The organism is Kribbella sp. NPDC003557 (genome assembly GCF_040610805.1).
In the GTDB taxonomy this organism is placed as follows: domain Bacteria; phylum Actinomycetota; class Actinomycetes; order Propionibacteriales; family Kribbellaceae; genus Kribbella.
This window is the reverse complement of sequence record NZ_JBEXMY010000006.1, coordinates 303684-316929: the sequence shown is the minus strand read 5'-3', so window position 1 is coordinate 316929 and position 13246 is coordinate 303684. Positions and strand designations below refer to the sequence as shown.

Annotated in this window: 15 protein-coding genes; 9 read left to right on the top strand and 6 right to left on the bottom strand. The window is 68.4% G+C overall.

Features of this window, described 5'->3' with window-relative positions; all coding sequences use genetic code 11:
* Positions 1 to 48 precede the first annotated feature (48 nt).
* The 8 genes from ABZW60_RS26155 to ABZW60_RS26120 all read left to right on the top strand — a co-directional run bounded on the left by ABZW60_RS26155 (position 49) and on the right by ABZW60_RS26120 (position 7011).
* Positions 49 to 1086 carry a hydroxyacid dehydrogenase gene (locus tag ABZW60_RS26155; RefSeq protein WP_355481036.1) on the top strand — a complete coding sequence of 346 codons (1038 nt, stop codon included), beginning with the start codon at positions 49 to 51 and terminating at the stop codon, positions 1084 to 1086.
* A gap of 11 nt (positions 1087 to 1097) precedes the next feature.
* Positions 1098 to 2240, top strand: a complete 1143-nt coding sequence (locus ABZW60_RS26150; protein ID WP_355481035.1) for an enolase C-terminal domain-like protein — start codon at positions 1098 to 1100, stop codon at positions 2238 to 2240.
* A gap of 8 nt (positions 2241 to 2248) precedes the next feature.
* A complete protein-coding gene (locus tag ABZW60_RS26145; RefSeq protein ID WP_355481033.1) occupies positions 2249 to 3553 on the top strand; it encodes a sugar ABC transporter substrate-binding protein in 1305 nt (434 codons plus the stop codon).
* 5 nt (positions 3554 to 3558) lie between these two features.
* The gene (locus ABZW60_RS26140; RefSeq protein WP_355481031.1) at positions 3559 to 4506 is read left to right on the top strand and encodes a sugar ABC transporter permease; all 948 of its coding nucleotides are present in this window, start codon (positions 3559 to 3561) and stop codon (positions 4504 to 4506) included.
* Positions 4496 to 5320: a carbohydrate ABC transporter permease gene (locus tag ABZW60_RS26135; protein ID WP_355481029.1), complete on the top strand. Its 825-nt coding sequence runs from the start codon at positions 4496 to 4498 to the stop codon at positions 5318 to 5320. The genes ABZW60_RS26140 and ABZW60_RS26135 overlap by 11 nt, the downstream gene beginning before the upstream one ends.
* Positions 5321 to 5322: 2 nt before the next feature.
* Positions 5323 to 6099 carry a sugar phosphate isomerase/epimerase family protein gene (locus tag ABZW60_RS26130; protein ID WP_355481027.1) on the top strand — a complete coding sequence of 259 codons (777 nt, stop codon included), beginning with the start codon at positions 5323 to 5325 and terminating at the stop codon, positions 6097 to 6099.
* A 45-nt stretch (positions 6100 to 6144) separates the two neighbouring features.
* Positions 6145 to 6588 carry a carboxymuconolactone decarboxylase family protein gene (locus ABZW60_RS26125; protein ID WP_355481025.1) on the top strand — a complete coding sequence of 148 codons (444 nt, stop codon included), beginning with the start codon at positions 6145 to 6147 and terminating at the stop codon, positions 6586 to 6588.
* 72 nt (positions 6589 to 6660) lie between these two features.
* Complete coding sequence (locus tag ABZW60_RS26120; protein WP_355481024.1) at positions 6661 to 7011, top strand: YciI family protein; 351 nt, start codon at positions 6661 to 6663, stop codon at positions 7009 to 7011.
* 80 nt (positions 7012 to 7091) lie between these two features.
* Here the strand turns inward: ABZW60_RS26120 and ABZW60_RS26115 are convergent, their stop codons facing one another.
* The 6 genes from ABZW60_RS26115 to ABZW60_RS26090 all read right to left on the bottom strand — a co-directional run bounded on the left by ABZW60_RS26115 (position 7092) and on the right by ABZW60_RS26090 (position 12625).
* Positions 7092 to 7400, bottom strand: coding sequence for a hypothetical protein (locus ABZW60_RS26115; RefSeq protein ID WP_355481022.1), 309 nt, complete (start codon positions 7398 to 7400; stop codon positions 7092 to 7094).
* Between the two features lie 208 nt (positions 7401 to 7608).
* Positions 7609 to 8502: a carbohydrate ABC transporter permease gene (locus tag ABZW60_RS26110; protein WP_355481021.1), complete on the bottom strand. Its 894-nt coding sequence runs from the start codon at positions 8500 to 8502 to the stop codon at positions 7609 to 7611.
* The gene (locus tag ABZW60_RS26105; protein ID WP_355481019.1) at positions 8499 to 9407 is read right to left on the bottom strand and encodes a sugar ABC transporter permease; all 909 of its coding nucleotides are present in this window, start codon (positions 9405 to 9407) and stop codon (positions 8499 to 8501) included. Before ABZW60_RS26105 ends, ABZW60_RS26110 begins: the two co-directional genes overlap by 4 nt.
* Positions 9408 to 9448: 41 nt before the next feature.
* A complete protein-coding gene (locus tag ABZW60_RS26100) occupies positions 9449 to 10741 on the bottom strand; it encodes an extracellular solute-binding protein (RefSeq protein WP_355481017.1) in 1293 nt (430 codons plus the stop codon).
* An 89-nt stretch (positions 10742 to 10830) separates the two neighbouring features.
* A complete protein-coding gene (locus tag ABZW60_RS26095; protein WP_355481015.1) occupies positions 10831 to 11880 on the bottom strand; it encodes a LacI family DNA-binding transcriptional regulator in 1050 nt (349 codons plus the stop codon).
* A gap of 37 nt (positions 11881 to 11917) precedes the next feature.
* Positions 11918 to 12625 (bottom strand): SDR family oxidoreductase, encoded by a 708-nt coding sequence (locus ABZW60_RS26090; RefSeq protein WP_355481013.1) that lies wholly within the window; start codon positions 12623 to 12625, stop codon positions 11918 to 11920.
* Positions 12626 to 12695: 70 nt separating this feature from the next.
* Here ABZW60_RS26090 and ABZW60_RS26085 point away from each other — a divergent pair, with 70 nt between their 5' ends.
* A complete protein-coding gene (locus tag ABZW60_RS26085; RefSeq protein WP_355481011.1) occupies positions 12696 to 13241 on the top strand; it encodes a MarR family transcriptional regulator in 546 nt (181 codons plus the stop codon).
* The last annotated feature ends 5 nt before the right edge of the window (positions 13242 to 13246 follow it).

Sequence of the window (13246 nt, the reverse complement as noted above, 5' to 3'; positions counted from 1 at the left end):
CGGAAAGCGCCTACCGTCGAGCTGTCCCCAGACGAAGGAGCCCCCACTGTGTCGAATCCTGTGCCCAGACTTGCCGCCCTGATCTCCCCGGAACGTGCCGCCGACGTGGTCGACGCGGACGCCCGCGCACTGCTCGAGGAGCACTTCGAGGTGGTCTGGGCGACCGCCGAGCACACCACCGGACCCGGCTGCGCCGCGAAGCCTCCGGCGCTGGATCCGGCCGCCGTCCCCAGCCTCGCCGCGGGCTCCGACGTGCTGCTGACGAGCTGGGGTACGCCGCACCTGGGCAAGGAACTGTGGGCCGACGGCAACGGACCGAAGGTCGTCGCGCACGCCGCCGGCACGGTGAAGAACCTGATCGATCCGGCCATCCTCGACCAGGGCGCCGCAGTGTTCTCGGCGGGCCCGCGGATCGCGTGGTCGGTCGGCGAGTACTGCCTGGCGTCGATGCTCACCCTCGCCCGGCGGCTGCCGCGCTTCGACGGCGCGATCCGCGGCGGCGGCTGGAAGCAGACCGGCTTCCGCGGTCACGAACTGGCCGGCGCGAAGGTCGGCATCATCGGCGCGAGCAGTACGGCGCGGGCGTTGATCACCCTGCTGAAGCCGTTCGGCTGCGATGTGGTCGTGTACGACCCGTACCTGAGCGCGGAGCGCGCGACCGAGCTCGGCGTACGCCTGGCCGACCTGCCCGAAGCGGCCGCGAGCACCTTCGTCTCGATCCACGTCCCGAACGTCCCGGAGACACAAGGCATGATCTCCCGCGAGCTGGTCGAGAAGCTGCCCGACGGCGCGGTCGTGGTCAACTCGTCGCGCGGTCCGGCGGTCGACCAGCAGGCCCTGCTCGACCATGCACTCGACGGCCGGATCTCCGCGGCCCTCGACGTCTACGACCCCGAGCCGCCGACCTTCGACGCGACCACGCTCGCGTCCCCGAACCTGCTGCTCACCCCGCACATCGCCGGAGACACCGCCGAGGGCCACCTGGCGCTGGCCGGCTACGTCATCCGCGACGCGCTCAAGTGGCTCGAGGACGGCACCCGCGGGCCGAGCTTCGTCGACCCGGCCGTCTGGTCGATCGCCGCCTGAAAGGACTGACCATGTCCCGCATCACCCAGGTCGAGGTGTTCCCGGTGGCGGTGCCGTTCGCCCGCCGGTTCGTGCTCGGCAGCGGCGCGGTCGGTTCGCCTGACGCGGCCCCGGACCAGGCCGGCGCGGTGATCTTCGTCAAGCTGACCACCGAGGACGGTGTGGTCGGCTGGGGAGAGCAGCGCGCGCTGCCCAGCTGGAGCTACGAGACCGCCGAGACGATGGCCGTTGTGATCCGCCGGCATCTCGCGCCGATCCTGCGCGAGCTCACGCCGTTCGACGTCGAACTGTTCCATCAGCGCGCCGCCAAGCGGCTCAGCCCCGCCGTCTCGAACGGTTTCCCGTTCGCCCGCGCGGCCGTCGACGTCGCGATGCACGACGCGGCCGGCAAGCTCGCCGGCGTCCCCGTGCACGCGCTGCTCGGCGGCAAGGTGCACGACGAGATCCCGCTCTGCTCGGCGATCGGCGTCGGCGACCAGGACACCGTCCGCGCGCACGCCCTCGACTCGTCGGACTACGCGGCGTACAAGGTCAAGATCGGCGGCGACCAGGACGCGGACACCGCGGCGATCGAGACCGTCGCGGAAGTCGCCGACGGCAAACCGCTGTGGCTCGACGCGAACCAGTCCTACCGCCCGGCAGCGCTCAAGCAATTGCTGCAGCGCACCAAGCACATCGGCATGATCCACTGCATCGAGCAGCCCGTCCCCAGCACAGACACCCTCGCGATGCAGCGGGTCCGCGAGCTGATCGACGTGCCGGTCGCGATCGACGAAGGCAGCTTCTCCGCGCAGGACCTCGCGCGCGCGATCCGCCTGGACGCCGCCGACCTCGTCGTGGTCAAGATCTGCAAGTCGGGCGGTCTGCGAAACGCGCTCAAGACCGCCCAGACCGCGCTGGCGGGCGGCGTGGAACTGCTCGCCAGTGGTCTGACCGACTGCGGCGTCGCGTTCGCCGCCGCCCTGCACGTGTTCAGTCAGCTCGAGCTCGCCCTGCCCGCCGAGCTCAACGGGCCGGAGCTGCTGAGCGATCTGTACGTCGAGGGGCTGAGCATCACCAAGGCCGTCGCAACGGTCCCCACCGCCCCTGGACTGGGCGTCGAGGTCGACGAGGAGCGCATCCGCGCCGAGTCGATCGACCTGCTCTACCGGTGAGGAGAACCATGAACAAGCTGTCCCGCCGCAGCGTCCTGCGGATCGGCGGCCTGGCCGGGCTCGGTCTCGCGGCCGGCTGCTCGTCCGGCCCGCCCTCGGGCACGGCGACCTGGGCCATGTGGTCCAGCAGCGCCGCCGAGAAGAAGGTGTGGGACGACTTCGGCACGTACGTCGAGCAGCAGCTCGGCGTCCGGTCGGTCGCCACGCTGACGCCGTCCAGCGGGTACCCGACCAAGCTCGACCTGCAGCTCGTCAGCGGCACGGCGAGCCTGGTCACCGCGCTCAACGGCACGCTGATCCCGACGTACGCCGCCCGCGGCGCGCACCGGCCGCTCGACGACCTGATCGCCGCCGACCCGGACTTCGCGCTCGACGACTTCTACGACACGAGCCGGAAGATCTCCAGCTTCAACGGCAGGACCTACGCGATCGGCTTCGACGTCGCGCCGACCGTCATGTATTACAACAAGGACCTGCTGAAGAAGCAGGGCATCCCGCTGCCGTCGCGGACCGAGCCGATGTCCTGGGCGACGTTCCGCGACCTGGCCAAGCACCTCACCAGACCGGGTGAACAGTACGGCTTCACCTGCGCGCCGGCGATCGACGACCTGGTGTCGTGGATCTACTGTGCCGGCGGGAACGTGATGAGCGCCGACGGCGGCCGCAGTGCCCTGCGCGATCCCGGGGCGATGGAGGCGCTGCGGTTCGTCATCGACCTGTTCGTCACCGACAAGGTGACGCCGCCGATCAAGAACCTGGTCACTGAGAGCTCGCTGTCCAACTTCATGCAGGGCAACGTCGCGTTCATGCAGAACGGGCCGTGGCAGGTCGTGAACGCCCGGAAGGCGAAGTTCGACTGGGACATCATCCCGTTCCCGGCCGGCGCGAACGGGAGTACGCCGCGGGTGTCGGGTTCCAGCTTCGCGATTCCATCGGGGGTGCGCGAGGGTGCCGAGCTCGACCTCGCGTGGAAGCTGCTCAAGACGCTCACCAGCACCGGCGCGCTCGACATCTACGCCGAGGCCGGTCGCAACAACCCGGCCCGGCTGAGCGCCGGCAGCGCGTTCCGGCCGCCGCCCGACAACCTCGGGATCGTCCAGGACATCCTGGCCGGCAAGGTCGCCGGCGGGCACGCGTTCGACGTCACCACGAACTGGAACCAGGTCAAACAGCTGCTCGGTCAGGACCTTCCGCGCACGTTCCTCGGCCAGGTCACGGTCGAGGACGCGGTCAACGGTCTCACGCCGCGTCTCGACGTCCTGATGCGTCAGCATCTCGACACCGTCCGCCAAGCCACCGCCAGGAAGGGGTGACCACGATGGCACTGTCAACGGCCGGCACCGCACCGGCCGCCACCGCGCCGGCCCGGCCGAAGCAGGCCCCGCCGCCGCGATGGCGCAGCCGGGAGGCGCTCACCGCCTGGCTCTTCATCCTGCCGAGCCTGATCGGCTTCCTGATCTTCACCGCGGGACCGGTCGTCGCCGCCGGCGTCATCTCGCTGCTGAACTGGAACCTGTTCAGCGCGCCGACCTGGGCCGGTCTGCACAACTTCGCCCGGCTCGGGCCCGACCCGACGTTCTGGTCGGCCCTCGGCAGCACGGCGTACTTCACGCTGGTGAGCGTCCCGCTGACCATCCTCGTCAGCCTGCTGCTCGCACTGCTGCTGAACCAGGGCCTGCGCCGGATCGCCGTCTTCCGGTCACTGTTACTGTTGCCGTACGCAACCATCACGGTGGCGGTCGCGTTCGTCTGGATCTGGCTCTACATCCCGCACGACGGCCTGATGAACGCCGTGCTCGGCTGGTTCGGCATCAGCGGCCCGGCGTGGCTGATCTCCGACACCTGGGCGATGCCGGCGCTGATCCTGATGAGCGTCTGGAAGAGCTTCGGTTTCGGCATGGTCGTCTTCCTGGCCGGCCTCCAGGCCATCCCGCAGCAGCTGTACGAAGCGGGCCGGGTCGACGGCACGTCACCGTGGAAGAGCTTGCGGCACATCACGCTGCCGATGCTCTCCCCCGCGCTGTTCTTCGTCGTCGTCACGTCGGTGATCGGCTCGTTCCAGGTGTTCGACCAGGCACTGATCATGACGAACGGCGGCCCGGGCACCCGCACCACCACGCTCGTCATGTACATCTACCGGACCGGCTTCGAGAACTACGACCAGGGGTACGCCGCGGCGCAGTCGCTCGTGCTGTTCGCGTTCATCGTGCTCATCACCGCCGGCCAGTTCCTGTTCCAGCGGAGGCTGGTCCACTATGACAACTGAGATCCGTCAGAAGCTTGTTGTCTTCACCTGCTTCCTGGTCACCGCGATCACGCTGGTCCCGGTCGTCATGATGGTGCTGGTCGCGTTCCAGTCCGACGGCGAGTCGATGGCCGCGAAACCGTCGTTCTGGCCGAGCACCTGGCACCCGGAGAACCTGACGCGCGCGTTCGACCTGGTCCCGCTCGGCAAGTACCTGCTGAACACCATCTACTTCGCCGCCGGTACGACGCTGCTCGAGACGGTCACAGCGGCGCTCGCGGCGTACGCGTTCGCGCGGCTCAACTTCCCCGGCCGCAGCTGGCTGTTCGGGATCTATCTGGCGACCCTGATGATCCCGTCGCAGGTGACGCTGATCCCGCAGTTCGTCCTGGTGGCGAAGCTGCACGGGATCGACACCTGGCCGGGCATGATCCTGCCGCACGCGTTCACCGCGATCGGGGTGTTCCTGCTCCGGCAGTTCTTCCTCGGCATCCCGCGCGACTACGAGGAAGCCGCGCGGCTGGACGGCGCGAACCGCTGGCAGGCGTTCGTCCGCGTGATCGTGCCGCTCGCGGTGCCGGCGATCGCGACCCTGGCGGTGTTCAAGTTCATCGGCCAGTGGAACAACCTGCTGTGGCCGCTGGTGATCTCCAACAGCGACGCCACCCGGACGGCATCGGTCGGCCTGCAGGTGTTCCAGGACACCAACGGGACCCAGTGGAACCTGCTGCTGATGGCCGCCACCGTCACCACGATCCCGTTGATCGTGCTGTTCTTCCTCACACAGCGCTGGTTCGTCCGAGGTATCACCATGAGTGGGCTGGGAGGCCGCTGAACATGACCTATCTGTGGTCCGTCTTCACCAAACCCTGGATCGGGCTGCCCGGTGACGAGCTCGGCCGGCTGGTCGCCGGCCTCGGGTTCGCCGGCGCCGAGGTGCCGGTCCGCGACACGGCGCACGTCACCCCGGCGTCCGCCGAGGCCGAGCTGCCGAAGTTCACCGCCCAGTTACGGGCCGAGGGCATCGAACCGGTCAGCGTCGCGAGCGACCTGTCCGAGCCGGTGTTCGCCGCCTGCGCGGAGGCCGGCGTACCGATGATCCGGATCATGGCCGAACTCGGTCCCGACGGGTATGCCGCCTCCGTACGACGCAACCGCCGGCTGCTCGAACGCGCCGCGGTACTCACCGAGCGGTACGACGTACAGGTCGGCGTACAACCGCACCACGGGCGGTACGTGTCGTCGACGCTCGGCGTCCTGCAGTTGCTCGAGGGACTGCCGGAGCGGTTCAAGCTCGTCTGGGACGCGGCGCACGACGCGCTCGCCGGCGAGCATCCCGCGGTGACACTGGAGCTCGGCGCGGACCGGCTCGGCATCGTGAACCTGAAGAACGCGCACTACCTCCGCACGGACGGGACCTGGAAGACGAGCTTCGTCGAGGCCGAGGAGGGGCTGTCCGACTGGTCCGCCGTGTTCGCCGCGTTGCGGCAACTGCAGTGGAGCGGACCGATCTGCCTCACCGCGCAGTACTCCACGGGGTCTGTCGAGGAACGGCTCGGAAGAGATCTGCGGTTCGCTGTCACATCCGCCGCGCAGCATCCGTCAAGGGAGTGAGAGCAACCAAAAGACCCTGATGGAGAAACGATCATGCAAGCACGGATGACCAACCCCGCAATGGTTCTGCCCGACGCCACGAAGGGCATCCAGAACATCTACAAGGCGATCGGGCAGTCCGGCACCGACGGCAAGACCCTCGAGCTCGTGCACCTGCGGGCCAGCCAGATCAACGGCTGCTCGCCGTGCGTGTTCGGCGGCGTCAAGTCGGCGCTGAAGAACGGCGAGACCGACGAGCGGCTGCACCAGGTCGCCGCCTGGCGGGACTCCGACCTGTTCACCGACGCCGAACGGGCCGCGCTCGAGATGGCCGAGGCCGCGACCCGGCTGGCCGACAACCCGACCGCGGTCACCGACGAGATCTGGAGCGCGGCCGCCGACCACTTCGACGAGAAGGAACTGTCGGCGATCATCTTGATGATCGGGCTGACCAACCTGTTCAACCGCCTCAACACCACGGTCCGCGCTCCTGCCGGCGCCACCTGGTAGTGGCTACTGTGAGCCCCGGATGTCGAAATGATGTCCGGGGCTCCGACGTCCCCGGGTGAATGGAGGCGAGCGATGAAATACATGCTGCTCATCTACGGGAACGACGAGACGTGGGACACCCTGCACGCCGAGGGCATCGAAGGCGTGCTGGACCAGCACCGGGTGCTGTCGGAGGAGCTGAAGGCGAACGGTGAACTGGTCGACGGCATCGGTCTGACCACCACGAACGCGCGGGTCGTCCGGGTCACCGACGGCGTGCCGGCGGTCACCGACGGGCCCTTCACCGAGGCCAAGGAAGTGCTGGCCGGCTACTACATCGTCGAGTGCGACGCGGAGCGGGCCGCCGAGATCGCTGCCCGGTTGCCGGAGGCGCGCTACTCGCCCATCGAGATCCGGGAGTTCACCGATCCGATGGAAAGCTGAGTGTCACCGACTCTCCAGGGACTTGCCGGCCTCAGCTGGGCGTTGACACCTGAGACCGGCGAATCACTGACTCTGACCGTTCACGTCCCGACAGGTTGGCTCGACGCGAGGATGACCCCACCTGAGGCGGGCTGATCACCCATGCCCCGGCCACCCTGGACGAGAACGGTCGCGCCGGGCGCCGGCGCCTGCGCACCGTCGCCGAGTCGCAGCGTGGTCGTCATTCCGTTGCTCAGCCTGAGCATCGCCACGCGTCGCGGCCGCACCGACGGGATCGACGAGCTCACCTCGTGGATGCCGGTGCACACCGCTGGTTGGACCGCGGCCCGTCCGAGCCCTGCTTCGCCGTGACTCCTCACATCACGGCGCTGCTCGGCGAGCCTTTTCATCGCTGACACACTTCCCCCTTCTCATCGTGTACTACCCCGAGTGACGGCGGATGCGGCCGTGTTCACGTCACACGACCGCACACTCCCCCGTCCTCCCCGCACCCGGAAACGACGCGGAAGTGATCAGGCAACCCTCGCTGAGAGTGACGACCTTTTCAAGGGATCGTGACCGGAATCCCGAGTGCCGGAATTCCTGTCCAGGAACGTTCTACTGACCACCGAAGCCGGTGGTCGCGATGCCCTTGATGATCTGACGCTGGAAGAACAGGAACACCACGACCAGCGGCAGGGCGGCCAGGATCGCGGACGCCATGTTCTGCGCGTACTGCAGCCCGTAGGCGCTCTTGACGGTCTGCAGGCCGACCGGCAGCGTCATCAGGTCCGCGTCCGTGGTCACGATGAACGGCCAGAGGAAGTTGTTCCACGCACCGATGAACACGAAGATCGCCACCGCCGCGAGGATCGGCCGCGACAACGGCAGGACCACCGACCAGAACACCCGCAGCCGGCCCGCGCCGTCGACGCGCGCCGCGTCCTCCAGTTCCACCGGGATCTGGTCGAAGAACCGCTTCAGGATCAGCACCATCGCGGGCGCGAACGCCTGCGGCAGGATGATGCCCCAGTAGGTGTCGACCAGGTTGAACGCCAGCATCTGCCGGAACAACGGCACGATCAGCAACTGCGGCGGAATGATGATCGCCGCGATGATCGCGGCGTACAGCAGCCGCTTGCCCTTGAAGTTCACCCGCGAGAACGCGTACCCCGCCAGCGCCGACGTCGCGACCGTGATCAGCGTGATCGCCACCGACGTGATCAGGCTGTTCCACGCCCAGGACGGGATGTCGCCCGCGGACAGCACCTTGCGATACGCCTCGAAGCTGAGCCCGTCCGGCGGGTTCAGCGTGACCTGCGACGCGCCCGCGTCCGCCTCGCTCTTCAGTGACGTGAGCACCGCCCAGGCGAACGGAACCAGCCACGTTACGGCCAGGACCGCCAGGACGAGCAGCGCGGCAATTCTGGACACGCTCCAGGGGTTTTCGCCTGGCTTGTGCGTTTGTTTGATGCCCGGCCGGTTGTTCCGGGCCAGGGTGTAGGTGCTCACGAGGCGCTCCTGCGGTTGATCAGCTTGTACTGCGCCAGCGACACCAGGACGATCAGCGCGAAGAACAGGTACGAGATGGCCGACGAGTAACCGAACCGGTAGCCGGTGAAGCCGGACTCGTAGATGTACTGCACGATCGACCGCGTCGTCCCGGCCGGACCGCCGTTGGTCAGCATGTAGATCTGGTCGAAAACCTTCAGCGACGCGAGGATCTGCAACGTCACCAGCAGTGCCGTGGTCGGCGCGAGTTGCGGGATCACGATCGAGAACAGCTGCCGCCACTTGCCCGCGCCGTCGAGCGCCGCGGCCTCGAACTGCTGCTCCGGAATGTTCTGCAGGGCCGCCAGGTAGAGCAGGAAGTTGAACCCGATCGTCCACCACAGCGTGGTGACCACGACCGAGATCATCGCCACCTTCGGATCCTGCAGCCACGCCACGGGTCCGGCGCCGAACGTGTCCAGCACGGCGTTGATCAGCCCGAGCTTCGGGTTGTACATCCAGCTCCAGAACATCACCACGACCGTGGACGCGAGCAGGTACGGCAGGAAGAACGACAGCCGCCACAACCAGCGCCCCGGCAGACCGAGGTTCACGAGCAGAGCGAGCGCGAGGGACAAGAAGATGAGCGGGACCGTGCTCAGCACCGTGAACCACAACGTGTTCCCGAGCGACTTCCACAGGTCCGGGTCGCGCAACGCGTCGGCGTAGTTCGAGAAGCCGACCAGTCCGCTGCCCGCACCGGTCAGCGTCTCGCCGGTGAAGCTGAGGTACAGGCCGTAGATCGCCGGCACCACGAGGAAAAGCACGAACAGTACGGCGAACGGCGCCGCGAACGCCCAACCCGTCAGGGTCTCGCCACGTTTCGCGCGGGCCTTGCCCTGAGCGGTGACCTCCTCCGTCGTCACAGGCGGAGTGTCGATTGCAGTAGACATCTGTGCCTCCTCTCTCACACCGGCTGCGGACGGTCGAGCAGCTTGTTCAGCCGGGCGACGAAACCGTCGAACCCGGCCGCTGGGTCACCACTGCCGAGGAACACGTTCTGCACGTTCTCGGCGAAGTAGTTCTGGAAGTCGCTGCCCGCACCGCTGAACCACACGTCCGGGTCGTAGTTCACGTAGCCCGGGATGCCCGCGTAGTTCGACTGCGGCTTCAGCGCCTGGTACTCCGCGCTGGTCGCGACCGGCTGGTACGCCGGGATGTGGCCACCGTCGGCCCATTTCACCGACCGCTTCAGCACCTCGGCCACCATCGTGTACACGTGCTTGCGGCGCTCCGGCGACACCTTCGACTGCCGCGGCAGCACGAACGTGTGCGAGTCGGCGTACGCGGCCTGGGTCCCGAACATCGTCGGGATCGGCACCGCGTCGACCGGGAGCTTGGCCTCCTTCAGCACCGGGAGCTCCCAGACGCCGCCGAAGAACATGCCGCTCTCGCCGTGCAGGAACTCGCTGGTCGCCGTACCGCCGTCGCCGCTGCGCGAGGCGATCGTGTCGTTGAGCAACGACTGGACGAAGCTCAGCGTCTTGACCGCGGCATCCTTGTCCACCTCGGCCTGCCGGCCGGGCACCAGCGTCATGTCGGCGCCGGTCTGCTTGTACAGCGTGTACCACAGCCGCCACATCTGGGCGCCGTCACCGAGGTAGCCGTACGACAGGCCGTGCTTGCCGGTGACCTTCTGCAGCTTGGTCGCGACCTCGGTGAACTCCTCCGGGCTCTTCAGCGTGTGCAGAGCCTCGGTGACACCGGCCTTCTCGGCGTGCTCGGTGTTGTAGTAGAGCACGAACGGGTGGGTGTCGAGGGCGATCGCGTACAGCTTGCCGTCGTACTGGCCCTTCTCCCAGACGCGGGCCGGGAAGTCGCTCTCGCGCAGGCCGACCTCGGCGAGCAGATCCAGGTCCCAGGGCTCGAGCAGGCCGCCGGGCGCGTAGCCCGCGATCCGGGACGCGTGCATGATCGCCACGTCCGGAGCGCGGCCGCCGGCGGAGGCCATCGCGAGTTTCGTGTAGTACGGCGGTCCCCAGGCCAGCACGGTCTGGGTCGTGTGAAAGCCGAGGTTCGCGGCGTTGACGGCGTCCACCAGGCCTGCCATCACCGTGCCGTCACCACCGGTCAAGAGGTGCCAGTAGTTGAGGTTGGTCGTCGAGCGGGACGCGCCGGGCGCGCAGCCGACGAGCAACCCGCCACCGGCCAGCGCGGCCGCTGCTTTCAGCAGGCTGCGCCGGGAGAAATCTTCACTCATTCGGTCTCCTTCGGGGGCGGGACCGATGATTACATCGTTAGAATGCCCGGCACAAGGCTCCGATGTGCGATTTTGTGGAAACGTATCCGTTATCGTGCGGTACTGGCGCGCTCGACAACGCGGTGCGGAATCATCACTCTGCGTGGCGGTGCGGTCTTGTCCGCCATCCGGTCGGCGAGCAGGTCGAGGGCCGCGGCGACGAACGCCCGCCGGTCGAAGTCGATGGTGGTCAGCGGCGGGATCATGAACTGGCTGTCGAGGATGTTGTCGAACCCGGCGACCAGCGTCTGCTTCGGTACGTCGATACCCGCGCTCCACAGCGCCGACAGCGTGCCGGAGGCCATCGTGTCGGTGAAGCAGAAGAACGCGTCCGGCAACTCGTGCTCGGTCAGGTACTTCCCCACCACGGTCGCGGCGCCCTCGGGCCGCCAGCGGTCGAGGCTGATCTCAAGACTCGGATCGACCGGTACGCCGGCCTGCTCGAGCGCCTCGCGATAGCCCGCGGTCCGCAGCCGCGAGGCCGCCGTCCCCGGCGACTGCGCCGATCCACCCAGGACGCCGGCGCCGCTCGAGCCGCGCGGGATCTCCGGCGTACCGACGGCGACGATCCGCCGGCAGCCCTGCGCCAGCAGGTGATTGGTCATGTCCCGCGCGGCCGCGACGTTGTCGATCGCGACCTGGCTCACGACGTCCTGGTCGACGTCGCCGATCAGGACCAGCGGCGGCAGCGGACCGGCCGACGTCACCGCGCTGTCGTCGAGGTTCACCGGGTTCAGGATCAGGCCGTCCACCAGGTACGCACGGGCCTTCGACAGCAGCTCGAACTCACGGTTCGGCTCGGCCGCGGTCTGCTCGATCTGGACGCCCCAGCCGCGCTCGTGGGCGAGCTCGACGACCAGGTGGACGATCTCCGCGGAGTACGGCCGGAGCAGGTCGGGCAGTGCCAGCGCGATCATCCCGGAGCGGCCGTTGCGCAGGCCGCGGGCGCTCATGTTCGGCACGTAGTCGAGCTCGGCCAGCGCGCTCTCCACCCGCGCCCGGGTCTCGGGGCGCACGAAGACGACGCCGTTGATCACGTTCGACACCGTCTTCGGCGACACCCCGGCCAGCTTGGCGACATCTTTGACGGTGGGACGCATGTCGCCCATTGTCACACCTGGCGCACGTTGTCACGTGTCAGCGTGTGATCAGCGCACCGCCGTTCACGTGCAGGACCTGGCCGGTGAGGTGCCGGGCGGCCGGTGAGGCGAGGAAGTGGATGGTGCCCGCGATGTCAGCCACCTGACCTTCGCGATTGGTCAGTGTTGCCTGCAGCAACGTCTGCCGCCGCTCGGCGGTCAGTCGCCCCTGGAAGAATTCGGTATCGGCGGTGAATCCGGGCGCGACGACGTTCGAGGTCACGCCCTGCGGCCCCAGTTCGGCGGCGACGTCGGCGTTCCACAGCGCGAGCGCCGCCTTCGAGGCGCCGTACGAACCCGCGCCGCGGGCGCCCGCGATCGAGCCCAGATGGACGACGGCCGTGGTCAGCCGGGGACCGAGCGCGGCCGTCGTGAGCACCGCGCTGAGCAGATTGGCCTCCAGGTTGGCCAGCCAGTTCGCCTTCAGCTGGGCGAGATCGCCGTCGGGCCGTCCGAAGTCGGTGTTGCCGCCGGCGTTGTTCACCAGGACGTCCACCCGGTCGGGCAGCTCGTCGGCGAGCCGCCGCACCTGGGCCGGATCCGTCGCATCGCACACCACTGCCCTGGCCCCGAGGTCCGCCGCGGTCTTCTCGAGTACGTCGGCCCGCCGGCCGGTGATCACCACGTCGTCGCCGTCGGCCCGGAACCGCTCCGCGGTCGCCCGCCCGATCCCGGTCGCTCCCCCGGTCACCACGATCGTCCTCATACCGGCATCCTCACTCTGGTCTCCTCACGTTTAGCTCTAAATGTTTAGACCTAAACGTATCATGGCTCCCGTGGCCGACAACTACCCGCTCGACGCGCCCAGCGCGTATCCCGCCGCCGAGATCGCGCGTGCCTGGCAGCGCGAGCGTCCCGGCACGCCGACCGACTCGATCGAGATCGTCACCCCGCTGTGGCGGCTGGCGAAGCTGTTCGCGGACGACCGCCGCCGGGTGCTGGCGGACGCCGGCGTGGATCCCGCGACCCTCGATCTGCTCAGCGTGCTGCGACGCGCGGGCACGCCGTACGAGCTGAGCACGCGCGAGCTGTCCCGCCGGACGCTCGTCACCGCCGGGGCGATCTCGCAGCGGGTCGCGCGCGCCGAGGAGGCCGGTCTGGTCACCCGGCGATCCGCGGACGACGGGAGTCGCGCCGTCGTCGTCACCCTGACCGGGGCCGGTCACGACCTGATCGAGCGGACCGTCGACCAGGTCCTCACCCGGGAGTCCGAACTGGTCGCCTCCCTGTCCCCCACGGCCCGCACCCAGCTCGCGGTCCAGCTCCAGGAACTCCTCGACGAGGTCGCCCGGGTCGCTCGCGAACCTTCCCCACGGCGTTGAGACTT